Here is a 21,162-nt window from a genome sequence, read left to right as displayed (position 1 = left end):
GGAGCGAGGGGATGCCGTAACCTACGCGCAGGCGGCACCGGCCGCCCGCGCGTTCGACGCGGAGACGGACCCATGACGTCGAAGATCCAGATCGTCATCGTCGGCGGCGGCGCGGCGGGGCTCGAACTCGCCACCCGGCTGGGCGCGCGCTACGGCCGCAGGCGGCACGACATCATCGTCGTCGATCGCAACCGCACGCACATCTGGAAGCCGCTGCTGCACGAGGTGGCGACCGGCTCGCTCGACGCCAACATGGACGAGGTCGGCTATCGCAGCCATTGCCATCGCTGGGGCTATCGCTTCTTCTACGGCACGCTGCGCGCGATCGACCGGACCGCGCGGCAGGTCCATCTGGCGCCGGTGTTCGACGATCGGGGGCGCGAGGTGATCGCCGCGCATTCGATCCGCTACGATTATCTGGTGCTCGCCTACGGCTCGGTGACCAACGATTTCGGCACGCCCGGCGTGGCGGAGAATTGCACCTTCCTCGACAGCCGCGCGCAGGCCGACCGTTTCCGCGACCGGCTGCTCGATCATTGCCTGCGCGTCTCGCGGACGATGACCGCCGACCCGGCCAGCGACGCGCACGTCCGCATCGCCATCGTCGGCGGCGGCGCGACCGGGGTCGAGCTGGCCGCCGAATTGTTCAACGCCGCCGCCGCGCTCGGTCATTACGGGCTGGAGGTGTTCGATGAGAGCCGGCTCGCGGTGACACTGATCGAGGCGGGTCCGCGCATCCTTCCCGCTTTGCCCGACCGGCTCGCCGATGCCGCCCGCGGCGAATTGGAAGCGCTCGGCGTGCACGTGTTGACCGGGACGCCGGTGACCGCCGCAGACCGCGACGGCCTGACCACCGGCGGCGGCGAGCGGATCGATGCCGATCTGATGGTCTGGGCGGCGGGGGTGAAGGCGGTGCCGATCGCCGACGGTCTCGACGGCCTCGCCCTCGCCCGCGGCGGGCAGGTGGTGGTGACGCCGACCTTGCAGAGCGTCGGCGACGCGCGGATCTTCGCGATCGGCGATTGCGCGGCGTGCACGCTGCCGGGCAGCGACCGACCGGTGCCGCCGCGCGCGCAGGCTGCGCATCAGATGGCGGCGACGGTCTTCGTCAATCTCAGGCAGCTGATGGCGGGCAAGCCGTTGCGGCCATTCGTCTATCGGGATCATGGCTCGCTGGTGTCGCTCAGCCGCTTCTCGACCGTCGGCACGCTGATGGGCAATCTGGTCGGCGGCAAGCTCGCGATCGAGGGGCGGCTGGCGCGGTTCGTCTATCTCTCTTTGTACCGGATGCACCTGATCGCCATCCACGGCTGGATCAAGGGTTGCGCGCTGATCGTGATCGGCCACGTCAACCGGATCGTCCGGCCGCGGCTCAAGCTGCACTGATCCGGCGAGCGCTGAAATCCAGCCTATCCGCGGGGCAAACCAAGCTGCTTTGCCAAGCCGCCATGCTCCGCCGAGATGGCAGGCCGCAGCAAGGATCGAAACCATGGTTGAGCCCAGCGCCGACGATTTTCCGTCGATCGCCTTTCCGCAGGAGATCGACGTCGTTGTCGAGCGATTGCAGCGCGCGCGGATCGAGTGGCGCACCGCGCATCCGCACAACGACGAACGCGGCAGCCGCTTTCCCTCGCGCCAGGCGCTCAAGCGGATCACCGGGGAGCTCGGTACCGCGCTGTTCCCGCTGCGGCTCGGCCCGTCGGAGCTGACCGTCGCCAACGAGAATGCGTTCATCGCCGCCTCGGTCGAATCGACGCTGGCGCAGCTCGCCGCGCAGGTCGATCTCGAACTCGGCTATAGCGGCAGCGATGGCGACAGCCATGCGACGGCGGTGCGCGCCGAGCGGCTGATCGGCGCGTTCGCGGCCGGGCTGCCGGAAATCCGCCGCATCCTCGACAGCGATGTGGAGGCGGCTTATGCCGCCGATCCCGCGGCGCGCAGCGTCGACGAGGTGCTCGTCGCCTATCCGTCGTTCACCGCGATCATCCATCATCGCATCGCGCATCTGCTGTATCGCCTCGGCGCGCCGCTGGTCGCGCGGCTGATCGCGGAGATCGCGCATGCCGGAACGGGGATCGACATCCACCCCGCCGCCCGCATCGGCCGGCGGTTCTTCATCGATCACGGCACCGGCGTGGTGATCGGCGAGACCGCGATCCTCGGCGACCGCGTCCGCCTCTACCAGGGCGTCACGCTGGGCGGCGACCCCGATCTGTTCGGCGACAAATCGGGCGCGCCGCGCCATCCGATCGTCGCGGACGATGTGGTGATCCACGCCAATGCGACGATCGTCGGCCGGGTGACGATCGGCGCGCGCTCGCGGATCGGCGGTGGCGTCTGGCTGCGTCAGGACGTGCCGGCGGACACGTTGGTCGAAGCGCCGCCGCCGCTGTTCCGCGCCTTGCCGGCGGCGGCCGCGACCAACTGATCAGGCAGTCAGCGCCATCAGATAGGGGTGCGCGAGGACGCGGTCGGCGTTGCGCGCGCCGATCGCGGTGTCGTTGACCAGCCGGCTGCCCGCGACGGTGCGATAGAGCGCGACGCAGGCGTCGATCCGCGCGAAGCGGGCGCCCGCCGCGGCGGCACGGGTATAGAAATCCCAGTCGTTGCAATTGTGGAAGCTGGGGTCGAACCCCTCGACCTGCGCCACCATAGCGCGGCGGACGATCGACCAGCTCGGGCCGATGACGCCGCCGCTCGCCAGCCCGCGACGGATGCAGCCGCCGTCCCAGCCGCATTCGGGTGCTTGCGGCGCGCCGTCGCCCTCGACGCGGGCGAAATGACCGACGACGATGTCGTGCAAGCCGCCCGCGGTGCCGTCGAGCAGCGCGCGCGCCGCGCCGGGCAGCCAGACGTCGTCGCTGTCGAGGAACGCGATCCAGTCGGATCGGGCGGCGCCCGCGCCGGTGTTGCGCGCCTGCGACGCGCCGACGTTGCGGGGCAGCACGATCGCCTCGACCGACGGATGCGCCGCGGCGAGCGCGCGGATCACCGCCGCGCTGTCGTCGGACGAGCCATCGTCGACGACGATCACGCGGGCGGGTGGATGATCCTGCGCCAGCACGCTGGCGACCGCATCGGCCACGACATGGGCGCGGTTGTGGCAGGGAATGACGACGTCATAGATCGCGAGCGGCGCGAACAGCAGCGGAACGTGGAGCATCGCCGCTCATTGCCAGTTTCCGCCGCACGATCAAGCGCCGGGCGGCTCAGCTGCCGCCGAACCGCACCTTGGCGCCCGCATAGAGGTAGCGGCCGACCGGCGAGATCGGCACATTGGTCTGGAAGCCGATATCGGGTTTCTGGTCGGTCAGGTTATTGACCCCACCGTAGAAGGCGAAATCGCGGGCGACCTCGATCTGCGCCTGCACGTCGTGCTGCCACAGCGCCTTGTAGCGGAAATAGCGGGGATCGACGAGGTTGGCGTTGCCGTCGCTCTCGAACCGGCTGAAGCGGCGCACGCCGTTCTGCCAGCGTAGATTGTAGCTCAGCGTCAGCGGGCCGTCGCTCCACGTCGGCGACAGCGTCGCGTTCCAGCGCGGGCGGAAGATCTGGTCGACGTTGTTCTCGACCTCGGCGCCCGGCGTCGCCACCTGTTCGAGCGTGTTCAGATAGCCGCCGACCAGGCGCACGTCGAAGGTGCCGGCGCCGCTGGTGCGGAAGCGATAGGCGACGTTGAGTTCGGCGCCCGAGGTGCGGAAGGCGGAGACGTTCTGCGGCGTGATCGTATAGCCGTTGATGAAGCCGCTGCCGGTGCGCCGGCTGATCTGCCCGCAGAACGGATTGGCGAGCGTCGGCTGGTCGACGCAGAGCGCGGCGATGCTGTTGGCGGCATCGCCATTGGGGTTGTTGATCGCATCGCGCAGGCGGATATCGTACCAGTCGACGCCGATCGACAGGCCGGGGACGAAATCGGGGCGCAGCACCACGCCCGCGGTCCACGTCCGCGCCACCTCCGCCTTCAGATCGGGGTTGCCCGACACCGATCCGGGGATGAAGATCGCGGCATCGGGATTGTTGGCCGCGGTGAAGGCCGCAGGATTGCCGCCCAGCCCGCTGATCAGCGCGACGCAATTGGCGGCACGCGAGGTGCTGCCGAGATTGCGGTTGCCGACGTAGCAGGGGTCGGAGAAGAAGGCGCTCGACCCGGTCGTCGGGCGGAACAGCTCGCCGATATTGGGTGCGCGCACGGAACGCCCGTAGGAGCCGCGGAAGCTGATCGCGCGGATCGGCGCCCAGATGCCGTTGAACTGATAGGCCCTGGTCGAGCCGACCGTCGAATAGTCCGAATAGCGTCCAGCCGCGCCGACCGAGAGCAGGTGGAAGAACGGCCGGTCCTTGATCAGCGGCGCGTTCAGCTCGCCGAACGCCTCCCATACGTCGAAACGGCCGCGCGACGCGGTCGGGATGATATATTCGTCATATTGGTAGAAGGCGTTGTCGACGAGCGATTGGGCGGGCGTGAAGCGGCTCGATTCGCGCCGATATTCGCCACCCGCGGCAAAGGCGACCGGGCCGCCGGGCAATTCGAAGAACTGGCCGAAGTCGCCCGTCAGCGCGGCATTGACGACATGCTGGGTGATCCGCGCGTTGCTCACCGGATTGTCGAGATAATAAGCGTAGGAGGCGGGATCGACGGTGCCGCCGCCGAAGGTGTTGACCGGTATGCAGCCCGCCGCCTGCGCCGCCGCCGATCGGCAGACGATCGTGCCGCCGGGGCCGCGCACCGCGTCGAGCGCTTCGAGGAAACGCGTGTTCACCCGGTCGTTGAGCTTGGTCGCGCGGACGTCGGTCTGGCCGTAGGTGTAGGACACGTCGTAGCTGGCATGGTCGTTCAGCCGCCCGGCGATGTCGACGACGCCGCGATAGGTGCGTCGGCGATCGGTCTCGCCGCGGCGGGGAATGTCGAAATTGTTGCGATTGACGTCGACCGAGGTCAGCCCCGCCGCGCGCGCCGCGGTGAGGATGGTCGCGGGGATGAACGGATTGTCGAGCGCGATCGTCGCGGGATAATTGCCGCCATAGCCGCTGAAGCTGGTGATCGTCGACTGGACGAACTTGCCTTCCAGGCTGATCTTGAACGCGTCGGAGGCATCGTAATGCGCCAGCGCGTTGACCGCGTGGCGGCGGGTGCGCGGCAGGATGTCGCCGATATAACCCGCCACCGGCGTGTCGTCGCCGCCGATGCTGTACCCGTCGTTCTGGAGGACGCGGCCCGGCGTGTAGATCGCGCCGTCGCCGCGAAACGTCTGGTTGCCGATATAGATGATGCCCTGGTTCGAGCTGGCGGGGTAGCGCAGGTCGCCGAGCGGCGCCTTCTGGTAGCTGCCCGCCTGGCCGGGGACGTAGCTGTCGACGTTGACGAAATACTGGCGCTGCGCGGCGGTGAGGTAGGAGCGGTCGTCGTTGGCGAGCGGCTCGTCCGCGTTATATTCGTAGGCGAGCGTCACATTGGCGCGGCCATCGGCGAAATTGTGCCCCGCGACGATCGAGGCGAAGCGGTTGGCGGCATCGCCGCGGTCGGAGATGCCGAATTGCGAGCGTGCCGAGATGCCGTCGAAGTCGCGCTTCATCACGAAATTGACCACCCCCGACACGCCGTCGGCGCCGTAGACCGCGGAGGCGGCGCCGGTCAGCACGTCGACCCGGTCGATCAAATCGGTGGGGATCGCGTTGATGTCGACCGCCGCGGTGTCGGGCTGGCCGGCGACATGGCGGCGGCCGTTGACCAGCACCAGCGTGCGGTTGGGACCGAGCCCGCGCAGGTCGAGCAGATTGAGGCCGACCTGGCCGAAGCTGCCGTCCGCCTGGTTGCTGCCCGCGGTTCGCGTGCTGTCGAGCGAGTTGGTCAGCGCCGGCACCCGCTGGAGGAAGGTGGTGACGTTGGTGTTGCCCGATTGCTGCAGATCGGCGGCGCCGAACGACACGATCGGGTTCGGCGCGGCGTAATCGGGGCGCTGGATGCGCGACCCGGTGACGACGATGTCGGCGGCGGGTGCCTCGGCGGCCGGCTCAGATGCGGGGGCAGGTGCTGGTGCGGTAGTCTGGGCCTGCGCCAACGGCGCGACGAGGAGCGCCGCACCTGACAGCAGGCAGCGGCTGCGATGAATGCGGCGCGACATGGTATTTCCCCTGTGTACCGGCTCGGTTCCGCCGGCATTCTGTTGCGCCGATCTTTAAGGCCATTGCCGAGGGGTTCAATCGCCACACGCCCGACGTAGTAAATAATACAGCGGGTTATGAACGATTTAACTCCATCGCATGGGTGGTGCCCCAGCCCTGGATGCGCCATCGTCGCACCGATGGGAGCGGGGAGCAGGGACGTCGCATGGACGCGAAGGGAGGCGATCGGGCTGTTGCCCGCGCTGGGTCTCGCCGGCTGCGGTGGCGCGCGCGGCGCGTCGCGCCCCCTCGCATTATGGGCGATGAGCTACGAAGGCGACTATTCGCCGCTGCTGATCCCCGCCTTCACCGCCGCGACGGGCGTCGACGTCGAGGTGCAGTCGCTGCCGACCACCGCGAGCCACGAGAAGCTGCTCACCGCCTTCGCCGGCGGCGCGATGCCCGACGTGCTGATGCTCTATGACGATTGGGTCCAGGAGTTCGCGATGATCGGGGCGATCGCGCCGCTGCAATCGCCCGACCTCGTCGCCGACTTGGTCCCCGGCGTGCTGGCGGCGACGCGCTTTGGGGGCCGCAATTACGCGGTGCCGTGGTCGGTCGCGCCGCAGGTGCAATTCTACCGCCGCGATATCCTCGCACAGGCGGGCTATGACCGCCCACCCGAGGATTGGGACGGCTGGCGCACGATGGCGGGCGCGATCAAACGCCGCCGGCCCGACGATTACGTCGTTTTGATGCTGCTCAACTGGCCCGACGGGTTGATCACGATGCTGTCGCAGACGGGCGCGACGCTGCTGCGCGACCGCAACACGCGCGGCGATTTCCAGACGCCCGAGGTGCGCGCCGCCTTCGGTTATTACGCCTCGCTCTACGCCGACGGGTACGCCCCGATGGCGCTGTCGACCGAGATCCAGGACCCGGTCGCCGCCTTCGCCACCGGCTATTGCTCGGTCTGGCCGAGCGGGCCGACGACGCTGAAGGATTTCGCCCGCCGCGCAGACCTGATCCCCGCCGATCGCTGGGCTACGGCACGGCTGCCCGGTCCGCACGGCGCCGGCGTTGTCTCCGGGTTGAGCACCAGCCTGTGCGTATCGACCCAGACGAGGCGCCCCCGCGAGGCCTGGGCTCTGGTCCGCCACCTGACCTCCGTACAGAGCGAATTGCGCTATCAGCGGCTGATCGGCAATTTGCCGGCGCGGGCGGCCGCGTGGACGTCGCCGCAACTCGCCGATCCGATCTTGCGCCCCTTCGCCGAGCAGATGCGCTGGCCCGCCGTCACGCCGCCAGTCATTGAATGGGAACGTATCAAGATCGAAATCCAGTTCGCCGCCGAACGCGTCGTCCGCCAGGTGCAGACGATCGACCAGGCCCTCGCCGCGCTCGACCGGCAGGTCGACCGCCTCTTGGCCAGACGCCGCGCGCTGGTCGAGGCGGGGCGGATCGCATGACGCGGCAGGAGCGGACCGGCTGGCTGTTCACCGCGCCGGTGCTGGCGATCATCGCGCTCGTCTTCGTGCTGCCGACCGCGCTCGCGCTGGCGCTGTCGGTCACCGATTATTCGATCTACGCGCTCGCCGACTGGTCGAACCTGCATTTCGTCGGCCTCGGCAATTTCACCGAATTGCTGTCGACGCCGTTGTTCTGGCGCGCGCTCGGCAACACCCTGCTGTTCGCCGGGCTCGGCGTGCCGATGGCGATCGGCACCTCGCTGTTCGTCGCCTTGCTGCTCAACGATGCGACCGTGCGGTGGAAGCCGCTGTGGCGCGTGCTGCTGTTCGCGCCTTATGTGACCAGCGTCGTCGCCACCGCGGTGGTGTGGCGGATCCTGTTCAACCAGCGCTTCGGCCTGATCAACCGCGCGCTCGCCGCGGTCGGCATCGCGCCGGTCGACTGGCTCGGCGACCCGCATATGTCGATCCCCGCGATCCTGCTCTTCGTGACGTGGAAGATCTTCGGCTACAACATGATCGTCTTCACCGCCGCGCTGTCGGCGGTGCCCGGCGAGCTGATCGAGGCGGCGCGGCTCGACGGGGCGGGGCGCTGGGGCCGCTTCCGGCACGTCACCCTGCCGGCGATCGGCCCGACGCTGCTGCTGGCGACGGTGATGAGCGTCGCCGGCTTCCTGCAGATCTTCGCCGAACCCTATGTGATGACGCTCGGCGGCCCGGCGCAGAGCACGACGACGGTATTGTACTTCATGTTCGACGAAGGCTTCAAATGGTGGAATTTGGGGCAGGCGAGCGCGGTCGCGTTCGTGCTGTTCCTGATGATCCTCGCGGTGACGATCGTGCAGACGCGGATCGGGAGGCGCCACGAATGGCTGTGAGGCGGCTGCGCACGATCGTCTCGACCGGCGCGGCGGCGGTGCTGACCGCGCTGACCATCGTGCCGCTCGTCTATATGGTCGTCGTCTCGTTCATGCCGCGCGGCGAATCGACCACGCTGCCGACGCCGTTGTGGCCATCGCGGTGGTCGGGCGAGAATTATTACGAGCTGCTGGTCCGGCGATCGATCGACGGCGCCTGGTTCGACTATCGCATCGTCCCGGCGCTGTTGAACAGCCTGGGTATCGCCGCGGCCTCCACGCTGCTCGGGCTGCTGCTCACCGTGCCGGCGGGCTATGCCTTCGCCAAGCTGCGCTTCCGCGGGCGGGCGCGGCTGTTGCAGATATTGATCGCGTCGCTGGTCGTGCCGGGGCAGGTGGCGATGCTGCCCCTGTTCCTGATCTTCAAGGAGCTGGGGCTGGTCAACAGCTATGCCGGCGTCATCCTGCCCAGCCTCGCCGGCATCTTCGCGATCCTGTTCGTCCGCCAGGCGACGCTGGCGATCCCCGACGAGATGATCGACGCGGCGCGTATCGACGGCGCGGGCGAGGCGCGGATCTTCGTCAGCATCGTGCTGCCGCTGCTCACCCCGATCGTCGTCACGCTGGCGCTGTTCCTGTTCCTGGGGAGCTGGAACGACTTCCTGTGGCCGCTGATCGTGCTCGCCGACCAGCATCTCTACACCCTGCCGGTGGCGATCGCCGCGATCGGGCGGGAACATGCCGCGGACGGCGAATTGATGATGGCGGCGGCGGTGGTGACGACGATGCCGGTGCTGCTGCTGTTCCTCGCGCTCCAGCGTTATTATCTGACCGGGCTGCTCGGCGGCAGCATCAAGGGATAGGCGCGGCCGTCGGCGGCGAACAGATGCGTATCCGCTGCGGCGACGTCGAAGCGTAGCGTCTCGCCGAGCGTCACCGCGCGATCCCCCGGCAATTGCGCGACGATGGTCCCGATCGCGCCCTGCGCGCCGAGATGCGCGAACGACAGCGGCCCCAGCCGCTCGAACAGCTCGACCGTGCCGGCGAACGCACCGTCCGTGGCCGCGACGAGATGCTCCGGCCGCACCCCCAGCGTCGCGGCGGCGCCCACCGCATCGGCGGGCACGCGCGCGGCGCTGCGCACCGTGGCACCGCCCGCCAGACGGACCACGGCCCCGTCCGCGTTCGCCTGCGCGATCGTCGCCGGCAGCAGGTTCATCCCCGGCGAGCCGATCGCAGCGGCGACGGCCAGGCTGGCCGGGCGGCGATAGACGTCGAGCGGCGCGCCGACCTGTTCGACCCGTCCCTCGCTCATCACGACGATGCGGTTGGCGAGCGTCATCGCTTCCAGTTGGTCGTGCGTCACGTAGATCATCGTCGCGCCGAGCTGCTGGTGCAGCCGCGCGAATTCGTGCCGCATCCGCGCGCGCAGCGCGGTGTCGAGGTTGGACAAAGGCTCGTCGAGCAGCAGCACGCGCGGCCGGCGCACCACCGCGCGCGCGATCGAGACGCGCTGGCGCTGACCGCCGGATAGCGCGCGGGGACGGCGATCGAGCAGGTCGGAAAGGTCGAGCATCGCCGCCACCGCCGCCACCCGCTCGGCGATCTCGCGCTTCGCCACGCCCGCGACCTTGAGCGGAAAGGCGATGTTCTGCGCGACGGTCATCTGCGGATAGAGCGCATAGGATTGGAAGACCATCGCGACGCCGCGCTCCGACGGGGCCGCGTGGGTGACGTCGCGCCCGCCGATCGCGACGTGGCCGCCGCTGGGGTCTTCGAGCCCGGCGATCATCCGCAACAGCGTCGACTTGCCGCATCCCGACGGGCCGACCAGTACGAGGAATTCGCCGTCCTCGACGACGAGGTCGGTCGGCTGCAACACGGTCACGCCGCCGAAGCCCTTGGTCAGTCCTGTTATTTCGACGCTGGCCACGCTCGTCTCCCGCGGATCGGTCCTGCGGGGGGGCGGTGGCCGCTGTCAAACCAAAGTTACTGACGTAGGTTGGCGGGACCGCGCTGCGGCCGCGCCGCGCTTGTGCGAATCACCGGCGGATGGCTAGGCTGGCGACATGACCGAAGATGCAGCGACCCACCGGTTGGGCGAAGCCCTCAACCATCTCCACGCCTTCGCCGCGACCTTCGACGCCGGCGACTATGTCGACGAGGCGAGCGCGCTGACCGCCGACGACCTCCACCTCATCCTCGATACGCTGGAGCAGGTGCACGGCATCGTGAAAGCGGCGCCGGGTCTGTGAAGCGGCGCCACGCCGGGATCGATCTCGGCGCGACGGTCGCGACCGTGCTGTTTCTGGCGGGCTTCGGCGGGATGATCTACGCGCTGGGGGCGAAGATCGGCTTGTTCTGACGCGTAGGGTGATGCCGCCGCGACGGCGGTACAGAACGGATCGACATTCCGGGTTTGCTGAAAGTCCTCCCCCGCCAGGGGGAGGTGGCGCGGCGAAGCCGTGACGGAGGGGGAGGTAAGCGACACGTTAGTTCCGTGTCCTCCCCCTCCGTCAGCGCTTTGCGCTGCCACCTCCCCCTGGCGGGGGAGGATTTTTGCTTGATGTAAATCCTCTCTAGCGGTCAGCCCCGCCGGTCACCCGCGAGCGCCGCCATCACGATCCGGCTATATACGCGATGCGTCGCATTCTCGGCATGGTCGCCCGCCGCGGCCGGGGCGATGCCGAGCGACGCCGCCGGGGTGAAGGTCAGCTCGCCGAAATAGATGCCGTCGCTGCCGTCGTAGAGATCGACGCGGACGAAATCGAACGGCGCGGACAGCGCCCTGGCCGCCGCCATCATCGCCGCGATCCGCTCGGCGGCGGGGAGTGCGTGGCCCGGGGGCGGCTCGAGCCCGTCGTCGCGGTCCATCGGCTCGAAGCTCGGGACGCGATAGAGCCGGCTCCACGGCTTGCCGAAGCGGCTGTGATCGACCTGGCAGACCAGCGGCTGCCCGCGCACGCAGTGGAATTTGTAATCGTCGGGAAGGGTCCCGGCGGCGCTCGGCACCAGCGCCTCGACGATGATCTTCCGCGGCAATCGCCAATATTGCATCTCGCGCAGGATCGCGGCGTAATCGCCCTGCGCCAGCCAGAACAGGCGACGCAGGTCGTCGGGTCCGGTGACGTCGCGCAGGAAGACGGTGCCGCCGCTCGCATGCGTCGGCTTGGCGATCGTCTCGGTGCCGACGAACGAGCGCAGCGTCTCGAACAGCGCCTCTGGCGAGGGGACGTCGTCCATCGCCACCACCGATTGCGTCTCCGGCACGCGCAGTCCGGGCGACAGCCGTTGCGCTTCCCGCTTCGCGGTCTCCTTGTCGACGAAGGCGCGTTCGAGCGCCGTCCAGCGCGGATCGATCATCCGGCCGAAGATCACGTCGTTGATCGTCGATCGCGGATCGGCCGCGGGCAGGGGCCAGCGTCCGAAACGGCGGCGGAAATGCGGACCGGCGACGACATGGTTGAACGCGCGGGTCATCGGCGCGGCGGCGTCGAACGCCGCGCCGTCGGCGGCCTCGCAAATGTCGGTATCGGCATCTACGGCCCGCTCATCCGGAACGCGGCAGGACAGGGGCGGGCGGGCGCGATGCATCTTCGGCGGGTAGCGCGGGGTACGGGTACAGGCAATCGTCAAGGCGGCGCCAGCGCATGCCGCGGCCACACGCCATTAACAATCAGACATAGTCCAGCAATTGATATTGCTAGTGACTCGCAACAACGATGACGCTAGGTCCCCGCGGATCGAAGGGGAATTGAAGTGATCTATATCAGCGTTCTACTTGCAGGCGTGGCTTCGGTGAGCGGCGCGGCGCCCGTGCCCGCCCCGGCGGCCGCGGCCGAGCCGTCGGAAACGGCCGCGGCCGATCCGCAGCGCGAGGACGAGATCCTCGTCGTCGGCAAGAGCTATGGCCGCGGCGTCGGCAAGACCGTCACGCCGCTGAAGGACACGCCCAACACGATCACCGTGGTCGATCGCGAGCAGATCGAGGCGCAGAACCTCTTCACGCTCGAAGACGCGCTGACCGCGACCAACGGCATCACCGTCAACGGCGTCGGCAGCGAGGACCCGTCGTTCCTCTCGCGCGGCTTCGCGATCAACAATTACCTGATCGACGGCGTCCCGACGCTGTCGGTCAACTTCCCTTCGGCGGTCCCCGACCTGTTCTTCTACGACCGGCTTGAGGTGCTGCGCGGGCCGGCCGGGCTGTTCAGCGGATCGGGCAATCCCGCGGGCAGCATCAATCTGGTGCGCAAGCGGCCGCTCGATACCGCCAGGATGCAGGCGAGCGCCGGCTATGGCAGCTACGACAATCTCCGGCTGGAACTGGACGTCTCGACCCCGGTCGCCGGCATCGCCGCGCTCCGCGCCGGCGTGATGGCGCAGGATCAGGATCAATTCTTCGACACGGCGCATCGCAACCGGCTCGCGGCCTTCGCGGTCGGTACGCTGGAGATCGGGTCGCGGACGACGCTGACCGCAGGCGCGAATTACGATCGCTTCCGCCCGGCGGTCCAGTCCGGCCTGCCCGGCTATGCCGGCGGGGCCGACGGCAGCGACGGGCGGCTGCTCGACGTGCGGCGATCGACCTATCTGGGTGCCGACTGGAACCGCTTCGATGCCAAGACCTGGTCGGGATTCGTCGAGCTGGCGCATCGCGTCTCCGATCGCTGGACGTTGCGCGCGACCGGGCTCTACACCGATGTCGATCGGGTCGATGTCTACAGCTATATCGGCGCGCAGCCGGTGACGCCGGCCAATCGTGGCCTGACCAACCAGATCGCCTATCGCGGCGATAGCAAGCAGCAGACGCGCTCGTTCGACGTCAACGGCATCGGCAGCTTCCCGCTGTTCGGCCGCGACCAGACGCTGATCCTCGGCGCCGATTACCAGGCGAGTGCCGGCACCTCCTATTTCACCCGCCTGTCGAACTATGCGCGGATCGACGTCTTCGATCCCGTCTCGCCGGCCGAGCCGCCGCTCGATCCCTACGGCCCGCTGCCGCCCTATCCCGTGCAGGGCACCGCGGGCATCTGCACGCCGGTGCAGACCCCGGCGCAATGCGTCACGCAGGTTTATGGCGGGTCGGTCACCCACCTCGAACAATATGGCCTGTACGGCCAGATGCGGCTGAGCCCACTGGCCGGGCTGACGCTGATCGGCGGCGGCCGCCTGACCTGGTTCGATACCGACACGCGCACCGTGCTGCCGACAGCGGGCGCCCGCACCGGCTATACGATCGACAACCGCTTCACGCCTTATGCCGGATTGGTCTGGGACGTGACCCGCCACCTCAACCTCTACGCCAGCTACGCCGACAGCTTCACACCGCAGGCGCAGCCGGTCGGCCGCCAGCGAGGCGACGGCGGCAGCATCCAGCCGATGGTCGGCGAGCAATATGAGGCGGGCAGCAAAGTGTCGCTGATGCAGGACCGCCTGCTGCTCTCTGCCGCGGCCTATCAGATCACGCAGCGCAACCGCCTGGTCAACGACCCCGTCGACGTCAATCTCTACTATCAGCTCGGCAAGGTGCGTGCGCGCGGCATCGAGCTGGAGGCGACGGGCGAGATCCTGCCGGGCTGGCGGATCAATGCCGGCTACAGCTACACGCGGACCAAATTGCTCGAGGACATCAACCCGGCGCTGGAGGGCACATCTCTGGTCCCGGTCATCCCCCGCCACATGGGCAAGGCGTTCACCAATTACGCGCCGACGGCCGGCGTGCTGGCCGGCGCGAGCTTCGGCGGCGGGCTGACCGTGTTCGGTGCCGCCTCCGGCGGGACGCCGTCGTCGATCGCCGCCAACGGCACGCGTGTGCTGTCGACGCTGGTCCGGCAGGGCAGCTATGCCGTGTTCGACCTGCGCGCGGGCTACAAGCTCACCGAGCAGCTCGGCGTGTCGATCAACGTCAACAACGTGCTGGATCGCACCTATTATGCGCGCATCTTCTCGACCGCCCGCGGCAATTACTACGGCAGCCCCCGCACGGTCTTCGCGACCTTGCGCTACACGCTGGGATAAGGCGCGGTAGCTACGAAGAGCGCAACGGTGTCCTCAGCAGTGTTCGAGGTCCGGAAGATCGTGCTCAATCGTAATAATAGGGAGAGCGCGCCGTCCATCTGGATCGGGGGTACCGCCGGTGCAGCAGCAGGAACGCGCGGCGACCGAAATGGTCGTGGCCACCGCCCCAGCGCGCGACGCGGATCAGGCGGTACAAGGCTTCGGGCGCCCGGGAGTCGTTAGGATGCCTGGCGACATAGGCGAGACCGCTCTCCCAGAGCGATGCGCCCGGCGGCCGGATCGTCACCGGATTCCCGCTGGCGCCGAAATGGCGGGTGGAGAAGAGGAACGAGCGGCGCTCCTCCTGTGCGCGGGGCAGCAGCGGCAGCGCGAAGGGCGGATAATGCAGCGGAAAGATGCCGGGGCCGCACTTTTCCAGACAGGGCAGGTCGACCCGATCCTGCATGCGATCCGGCGCAGCGGCGCTGTCCCAATAGCCGTCGGGCAGATACGCGCTGTCGGGCGGAAACGGGCGGGAGGCGCCTTTGCGGCCGGGCAGTGGCAGCAGCAGATCCACCCAATAGCCGCCGAACTGGCCTAGTGTGCCGGTCGGGCGCGCATAATCCGCCAGATCGGCCCGCAGGCTCGGTATCTTCATCATCACGAACGCCTCGGCGAACAGCTTGTCCGCGCCCGGCGGCGTATTCGCGATCCGGCGCCAGTCGGCGGCGACCTGCGGAAGCAGCGTCGTCAGCCGCCCGGCGAGATGATCCACCGCAGCATCGTCGCGAAGCTGCACCGCGCGCACGAAGCTGGTGAGCGCGATGTCGAGCCGAATTTCGCGCGGCAACGCGGCCATGTCGGCGATTGCCATCCGTTCGCGCTGGGGAAGCCGGTCGATCATCGCCCGCGCGTCCGGTCCCAAACCTGCGAAGTCACCCGAGGGACGTCGGCCGATCAGGCCGTCGCCCGCCGTTCGGAAGTCGGCGGTGCAGGTGGCGATTCCCGTCCGGCAATAAGGCGCGCGCAGCACATGCGCGGCGAAATCGGCGAGCGACGAGGCCATTTGCGCCCGTACGGCTTCGAAGACGTTCCGGTCCGACCGGATGAGGTCGTTGCGCGCCAACACCGCGTCCACCTCCGCCCGGATCGACGCCGCGTCCGCATTCGGCGTCAGCAAGCGAAGCCGGTGATATCGTACGGTCAGCCATGCCGGATCGGCGGGCGGCACCCGCCGGGCCGCTTCCGCCAGCGCACCCGCGCCCGCATCCATGGGGTCGGCGAGCATCAAGGCGGCGACGAGCCAGGCGGTCCTGCGGCTGGCCCGCCAGCGTTCCTCCGCATGCGCCAGCGCGGCGACACGATCCTTCGCCTGGATCGTCCGTATCCAATCCGCTGCCTCCGGCTTGGCCGGATGCCGGTCGGCAAGCGTGAGATAGTCGCGAAGGGCAACTGCCGGCTCGGGCAGCGGCGCGGGCGCGTTCAATTCCCGGTCCAGCCGCGCGAGGAGTTGCTCGGGATGTTCGTGGAAGGCCAGTATCTGGCGCATCCGCACAAGCTCGCTTTGTCCGAACGTGCCGGCAGGCGCGGTGGCAAGCCGGCCGAGCGCCGCATGCGCCGCGGCGAAGCGCGCGGGCGCAGGGGTGTCGATCGCGGCGTGCAGCAGCGCGCGTGCCGACAGGTACAGACCGGACCGATGCCAGGGCGATGCCGCATCCCCGGCGATGGCGGCGAAGCGGCGCGCGGCCTCGTCGGCGTTCCCGTTGTAGAGCGCCAGGGCCGCGTCCTGATAAGCGCGATCGGCGCGCAGCCACGGCGGCGCGTCGGCCGCCAGCGGTGGCAGCGCCGCGACCGGCTTGGAACAGGCCGTGAATACGGCGTCCTGCGCGTCGACCCACGCGCGGACGGCCGGTGCCGCGCTACCGTAACGCCGCACCCGCTCGGCCAGGGCCGCAGCCGCGGTCGCGAAGGCATCGTCGAAGCAGGTGGGGATCGCGACGAAGGCCGGACCGTTGCGCTCCGCCGCGATCCAATAGACGTCCGCCACCCCCGGTATCGTGCGGCGAGCGTCCAGCCACTCGCGCTGCTTGGTCGCGGGGGTGCCGCAGCACGGGGCGGCAAGCGCATCGGCAGCGGGCTGCCCCACCGTCAGCCCGTTCAGCCGCCGCCAGTCGAGGAACAGCAATGCATCGCTCGTCGCACCCTTGACGATCGGCAGCCGCCCTTCCGCCATCGCGGCGCGTTCGCCCGCGTCCTGCGGATCGGCGAAGACGTACACGGGCCGCGGCGTCGGATCGCCCGAGCCGAGCGCCCGCGTCGCGAGCGCCGCCGCCAATGCAAAGCCGACCGGACCGCGCCACCTCACCGCCATCGCTTCACCTCTTGCTCTACCGCGGCGAAGTCGCGCGGCGTCCAGCTTCGCGGATCGAACAGATACACCCGCCGCCCCGGCGGCGCACGCGGCACCGGCGTGCCGACCGCCACCCCCAGCGCGCCTCTGCATCGATCATGACGCAGATCACCTCCCTCCGCCAGCATCGCGCGCACGTCCTCGCCGCCCCGGCCCATGCGGAAGAGCATGGGGACCACCTCGTCGACCGGTGCCCCCGCCAGCCAGTCCTCGCCGCACCACGACGCCAGCGCGGTCATCGACAACAAGGTACCGCGCGGCAGCGCGCGGCGCACGTCGCCGAGGATATCGAGCAGTATCGCGCGTTCGGACGCGCGAACCTCGAAGTCGACCTGCACGCGGCGTACGGGCAGGCGGGTGGCGTAATGCAGGATCGCCGCGGCCGTCGTCGCGCGCATCGCCGCATTCCAGACGAGGGGGCGGTCGCGGCGGATCTCGACATGGACAACGCTCGTCGTCGGCGGTTCGGCGACGAGCAGCGGAAAGCGGCGCCCGCGCGCCTCGACCGCCTCGCCGTCGAGCACGATCGAGCCACTCTCGACCGCGACCTCCGCGCGGCCCTTGGCGAAGCGCAGATCCTCCGGCCGTTCCCATGCCCACAGGACGAGCGGGGAAGGCGCCGGCGGCGATGGTCGGCACGCCGTCAGGGCGAGCAGCAGTGATACCCAAGTGCGGCCGCGCATCGCGCGATTAGGCCGACGCCTCACCCTGGCGTCAAGCGGCGTTGCGGCCGAGCAGGCTTCGGACTTAGCCCGAGGAGCATCTTCCGTCACGGCATCGCGATCCGCAGGATACGAAGATCGCCGCCCCTCTGGAACATGCGGCGATTGGGGATTACGGCCGGGCGTCAGCCGTCGATCGGCCGGAACGGAGGATACTGGATGCGTGCACATGTGCTGTTGATCGCCGGCATCGCCGCGCTGGGCGGTCTGCTGTTCGGCTACGATACCGGCATCATCTCGGCGGCGTTGCTGTTCATCGGCGAGAGCTTCCCGATCACCGTCGTCGGCAAGCAGATCGTGACCGCCGCGATCGTCGCCGGCGCGCTCGTCGGATGCATGGGCGCCGGGCCGCTGTCGGACCGGATCGGCCGGCGGCCCACCGTCATGGTCGCCGCCATCGTCTTCATGATCGCCTCCGTGGCGTCGACCGTCGCCGGGTCGGTGGCGTCGCTGACCGCCGCGCGTCTCGTCCTCGGCCTCGCGGTCGGCGCGGCGAGCCAGATCATCCCGGTCTATATCGCCGAGCTGGCGCCGGCGGCGCGGCGCGGCGCGATGGTGGTGATGTTCCAGCTCGCGGTCGTCGGCGGCATCCTGGTGTCGACGATCGTCGGCTGGCTGCTCGGCGGCAGCCGCGTCGCCGACGGGCTGTTGGGCGAGGGGGGCGACTGGCGGCTGATGTTCCTGCTCGGCGTGGTGCCGGCGGCGATCTTGCTGATCGGCATGATCGTGCTGCCCGAAAGCCCGCGCTATCTCGCGCTCAAGGGCGACGTGGCGAAGGCGCGCGCCATCCTCGCACGGCTGCGGCCGAGCGCGGCGGAGGTCGAGACCGAACTCGCCGCGATCGGCGAGACGGTGCACGTAGAGGGTCGCTGGCGCACGCTCCTGTCGGGCCGGATGCGCCCGGCGCTGATCGCCGGGGCCGGCGTCGCGATGTTCTCGCAGATCACCGGCACCAATGCGGTGATCTATTACGCGCCCACCATCGCGACCAACGCCGGGCTCGGCCAGAATGCCGCGCTGCTGACCTCGCTCGTCGTCGGCGTGACGATCGTGCTGACGACGATCTTCGGCACCTGGGCGGTCGACCACTGGGGGCGGCGGCGATTGATGCTGCGGTTCCTGCCGGGGGCGGTGATCGGGCTGGCGATGATCGGGATCGCCTTCGCGCACGGCGCGCCGACCGGCGCGATGCGCTGGGTCGCGGCGGCGGGGCTGCTCGGCTATGAGGTGTTCAACGTCGGCAGCATCTCGGCGGCGATCTGGCTGGTCGGTGCGGAGGTGTTCCCGCTGTCGGTACGCGGCAAGGGGATGAGCCTCGTCGCTCTGTCGCACTGGAGCTTCGACCTGCTGGTGACGCTGACGACGCTCAGCCTCGTCCAGGGGCTGGGCACCGCCGCGACCTTCTGGCTGTTCGCCGGGATGAACCTGCTCGCCTGGGGGTTCGTCTGGCGCTTCGTCCCCGAGACGAAGGGGCGTTCGCTCGAGGAGATCGAGGCGAGCTTGCAGAACGGCACCTTCGCGGCGGCACGATGACCGACGCGCTGCCCACCGTCCTCCACGATGCGATCGGCGCGCTGATCGCCCGCGGCGGCCGCGCATTGTTCGGCATCGTCGGCCCGCCCGGCGCGGGCAAGTCGACGCTCGCCGAACGGATCGCGGTGCAATTCGCGGACCAGACGGTCGTCGTGCCGATGGACGGTTTCCACCTCGCCAATGCGGAACTCGACCGGCTCGGCCGCCGCGACCGCAAAGGCGCGCCCGACACCTTCGACGTGGCGGGGTTCGTCGCGCTGCTCGATCGCCTGCGGTACCCGCTCGCCGGCGAGACCGTCTACGCCCCCCGGTTCGAGCGCGCGATCGAGGAGGCGGTCGCCGGCGCGATCCCGGTCCCGGCGGACACGCCGCTCGTCCTGGTCGAGGGCAATTATCTGCTCCTCGACGGACCCTGGTCGCCGGTGCGCGATCTGCTCGATCGCTGCTGCTACGTCCGCACGCCGCCGGCGCAGCGCCGCGACTGGCTGCTCGCCCGGCATATGGCATTCGGCCGCAGCCGCGCGGCGGCGCTCGCCTGGATCGACCATACCGACGAGCCGAACGCCGTCCGGATCGAACGGAGCGCCGCACGCGCCGATTTCGCCGTCGACGTGACGTCCGGCTGACCCGCACGGTGCCGACGCGGCCGATGGCCGCGGCTTGGCACCGGCAAGCAAAAGTATCTCCCCTTCGGTGGGCGCGTGGCTAGCATCGCGGCCGACACAGCACCCGCTCGAAGAGGACGATGGCCATGGTCGATCACACGCTGCACCCCGAAACGCTCGCGCTGCATGCCGGCTGGCGCGCCGATCCGGCGACCGGCGCGGTGGCGCCGCCGGTCTATCAGACCACCTCCTACCAGTTCCGCGACACCGATCACGCCGCCGACCTGTTCGCGCTGCGCGAGCTGGGCAACATCTACACCCGGCTCGGCAATCCGACGACCGACGTGCTCGAACAGCGGATCGCCGCGATCGAGGGCGGCGCGGCGGCGCTGGCGGTGGCATCGGGGCAGGCGGCGTCCGCTTATGCGGTGCAGAACCTCGCGCGGGCCGGCGACAATATCGTCAGCGGCACCGATCTGTACGGCGGCACCTGGAACCTGTTCGCCAACACGCTGAAGGATCAGGGGATCGAGGTGCGCTTCGTCGATCCCGCCGATCCGCACGCGTTTTCGCGGGCGAGCGACGCGCGGACGCGCGCCTGGTATGTCGAGACCTTGCCCAATCCCAAGCTGATCGTCGGGCCGATCGCCGAGATCGCGGCGCTCGGCCGGCCGCTGGGCATCCCGCTGATCGTCGACAATACCGCGGCGCCGCTGCTCGCGCGGCCGTTCGATCACGGCGCGGCGATCGTCGTCTATTCGACCACGAAATATATCGGCGGCCACGGTACGTCGATCGGCGGGATCATCGTCGATGGCGGCAATTTCGACTGGGCGGCGTTTCCCGAACGTCAGCCGCTGCTCAACACGCCCGACGCCAGCTATCACGGCGCGGTGTGGAGCCAGGCGGCCAAACCCTTGGGGCCGATCGCCTATATCCTGCGCGCGCGCACCGTGCTGCTCCGCGATCTCGGTGCGGCGCTGTCGCCGTTCAACGCCTTCCAGATCCTGCAAGGGCTCGAGACGCTGCCGCTGCGCATGCCGCGCCATTGCGCCAATGCGGCGGCGGTCGTCGCCTTCCTCCAGTCCCGGCCCGAGGTGACGCGGGTCATCCACCCCTCGGTGCAGACCGGCGTGCAGGCGGAGCGCGCCGCACGCTACCTGACCGGCGGGCAGGGCGGGCTCGTCGGCTTCGAACTGGCCGGCGGGGAGGCGGCGGGGCGCGCGTTCATCAATGCGCTCGCATTGTTCTACCATGTCGCCAATATCGGCGACGCGCGCAGCCTCGCGATCCATCCGGCCTCGACCACCCATTCGCAGCTTTCGCCCGAGGAGCGGCTCGCAACCGGCGTCTCCGACGGCTACGTTCGCCTGTCGGTCGGGCTGGAGCATGAGGAGGACATCCTCGCCGATTTGCGCCAGGCACTCGATCGCGCCGTGGCATAGCCGCCTCGGCGACCGACAA

The 21,162-nt window shown here is 69.2% G+C and carries 16 protein-coding genes; 10 read left to right on the top strand and 6 right to left on the bottom strand.

Going from position 1 to position 21,162, the window contains the following annotated elements:
• Positions 1-72 precede the first annotated feature (72 nt).
• Both ACLBWH_RS14735 and epsC read left to right on the top strand, forming a co-directional pair.
• Positions 73-1,386, top strand: a complete 1,314-nt coding sequence (locus tag ACLBWH_RS14735) for an NAD(P)/FAD-dependent oxidoreductase (RefSeq protein WP_447799638.1) — start codon at positions 73-75, stop codon at positions 1,384-1,386.
• A gap of 103 nt (positions 1,387-1,489) precedes the next feature.
• Entirely contained in the window at positions 1,490-2,428 is a 939-nt protein-coding gene (epsC, locus tag ACLBWH_RS14730) for a serine O-acetyltransferase EpsC (RefSeq protein WP_447799637.1), read from the top strand.
• Here epsC and ACLBWH_RS14725 read toward each other — a convergent pair whose 3' ends face one another.
• Together ACLBWH_RS14725 and ACLBWH_RS14720 are read right to left on the bottom strand one after the other, a co-directional pair.
• Positions 2,429-3,163 carry a glycosyltransferase family 2 protein gene (locus ACLBWH_RS14725; protein WP_447799636.1) on the bottom strand — a complete coding sequence of 245 codons (735 nt, stop codon included), beginning with the start codon at positions 3,161-3,163 and terminating at the stop codon, positions 2,429-2,431.
• 46 nt (positions 3,164-3,209) lie between these two features.
• Positions 3,210-6,122 carry a TonB-dependent receptor plug domain-containing protein gene (locus ACLBWH_RS14720; RefSeq protein ID WP_447799635.1) on the bottom strand — a complete coding sequence of 971 codons (2,913 nt, stop codon included), beginning with the start codon at positions 6,120-6,122 and terminating at the stop codon, positions 3,210-3,212.
• Positions 6,123-6,356: 234 nt separating this feature from the next.
• On the opposite strand from ACLBWH_RS14720, the gene ACLBWH_RS14715 reads away from it, so the two are divergent.
• Genes ACLBWH_RS14715 through ACLBWH_RS14705 form a run of 3 tightly spaced genes read left to right on the top strand, consistent with a single transcriptional unit; the run spans position 6,357 to position 9,291 of the window.
• Positions 6,357-7,571 (top strand): extracellular solute-binding protein, encoded by a 1,215-nt coding sequence (locus ACLBWH_RS14715; RefSeq protein ID WP_447799634.1) that lies wholly within the window; start codon positions 6,357-6,359, stop codon positions 7,569-7,571.
• Positions 7,568-8,449 carry a carbohydrate ABC transporter permease gene (locus tag ACLBWH_RS14710; protein ID WP_322849601.1) on the top strand — a complete coding sequence of 294 codons (882 nt, stop codon included), beginning with the start codon at positions 7,568-7,570 and terminating at the stop codon, positions 8,447-8,449. Before ACLBWH_RS14715 ends, ACLBWH_RS14710 begins: the two co-directional genes overlap by 4 nt.
• A complete protein-coding gene (locus ACLBWH_RS14705) occupies positions 8,440-9,291 on the top strand; it encodes a carbohydrate ABC transporter permease (protein WP_447799633.1) in 852 nt (283 codons plus the stop codon). Before ACLBWH_RS14710 ends, ACLBWH_RS14705 begins: the two co-directional genes overlap by 10 nt.
• Here the strand turns inward: ACLBWH_RS14705 and ACLBWH_RS14700 are convergent.
• Complete coding sequence (locus ACLBWH_RS14700) at positions 9,252-10,361, bottom strand: ABC transporter ATP-binding protein (protein ID WP_447799632.1); 1,110 nt, start codon at positions 10,359-10,361, stop codon at positions 9,252-9,254. The two genes, ACLBWH_RS14705 and ACLBWH_RS14700, sit on opposite strands and share 40 nt — an antisense overlap.
• 136 nt (positions 10,362-10,497) lie before the next feature.
• Between ACLBWH_RS14700 and ACLBWH_RS14695 the strand changes: the two genes are divergently transcribed.
• Positions 10,498-10,683: a hypothetical protein gene (locus ACLBWH_RS14695; protein WP_322849598.1), complete on the top strand. Its 186-nt coding sequence runs from the start codon at positions 10,498-10,500 to the stop codon at positions 10,681-10,683.
• 331 nt (positions 10,684-11,014) lie between these two features.
• Here the strand turns inward: ACLBWH_RS14695 and ACLBWH_RS14690 are convergent, their stop codons facing one another.
• On the bottom strand, positions 11,015-12,022 hold the full coding sequence (locus ACLBWH_RS14690) for an ATP-grasp fold amidoligase family protein (RefSeq protein WP_447799631.1): 1,008 nt from the start codon (positions 12,020-12,022) through the stop codon (positions 11,015-11,017).
• Positions 12,023-12,187: 165 nt separating this feature from the next.
• Here ACLBWH_RS14690 and ACLBWH_RS14685 point away from each other — a divergent pair, with 165 nt between their 5' ends.
• A complete protein-coding gene (locus ACLBWH_RS14685; protein ID WP_447799630.1) occupies positions 12,188-14,449 on the top strand; it encodes a TonB-dependent siderophore receptor in 2,262 nt (753 codons plus the stop codon).
• A gap of 64 nt (positions 14,450-14,513) precedes the next feature.
• On the opposite strand, the gene ACLBWH_RS14680 is transcribed toward ACLBWH_RS14685, so the two are convergent.
• Entirely contained in the window at positions 14,514-16,799 is a 2,286-nt protein-coding gene (locus ACLBWH_RS14680; RefSeq protein ID WP_447799629.1) for a hypothetical protein, read from the bottom strand.
• Entirely contained in the window at positions 16,790-17,521 is a 732-nt protein-coding gene (locus ACLBWH_RS14675; RefSeq protein WP_447799628.1) for a hypothetical protein, read from the bottom strand. Before ACLBWH_RS14675 ends, ACLBWH_RS14680 begins: the two co-directional genes overlap by 10 nt.
• A gap of 198 nt (positions 17,522-17,719) precedes the next feature.
• Here ACLBWH_RS14675 and ACLBWH_RS14670 point away from each other — a divergent pair, with 198 nt between their 5' ends.
• The 3 genes from ACLBWH_RS14670 (at position 17,720) to ACLBWH_RS14660 (ending at position 21,143) form a co-directional block, all read left to right on the top strand.
• Positions 17,720-19,093: a sugar porter family MFS transporter gene (locus ACLBWH_RS14670; protein WP_447799627.1), complete on the top strand. Its 1,374-nt coding sequence runs from the start codon at positions 17,720-17,722 to the stop codon at positions 19,091-19,093.
• A complete protein-coding gene (locus tag ACLBWH_RS14665; protein ID WP_447799626.1) occupies positions 19,090-19,719 on the top strand; it encodes a nucleoside/nucleotide kinase family protein in 630 nt (209 codons plus the stop codon). Before ACLBWH_RS14670 ends, ACLBWH_RS14665 begins: the two co-directional genes overlap by 4 nt.
• A 125-nt stretch (positions 19,720-19,844) precedes the next feature.
• Positions 19,845-21,143: an O-acetylhomoserine aminocarboxypropyltransferase/cysteine synthase family protein gene (locus ACLBWH_RS14660; RefSeq protein ID WP_447799625.1), complete on the top strand. Its 1,299-nt coding sequence runs from the start codon at positions 19,845-19,847 to the stop codon at positions 21,141-21,143.
• Positions 21,144-21,162: the final 19 nt, after the last annotated feature.

The organism is Sphingomonas sp. M6A6_1c (assembly GCF_053345135.1).
Note: the sequence above shows the minus strand (reverse complement) of the source record. Positions and strands in the feature narration are given on the sequence as shown.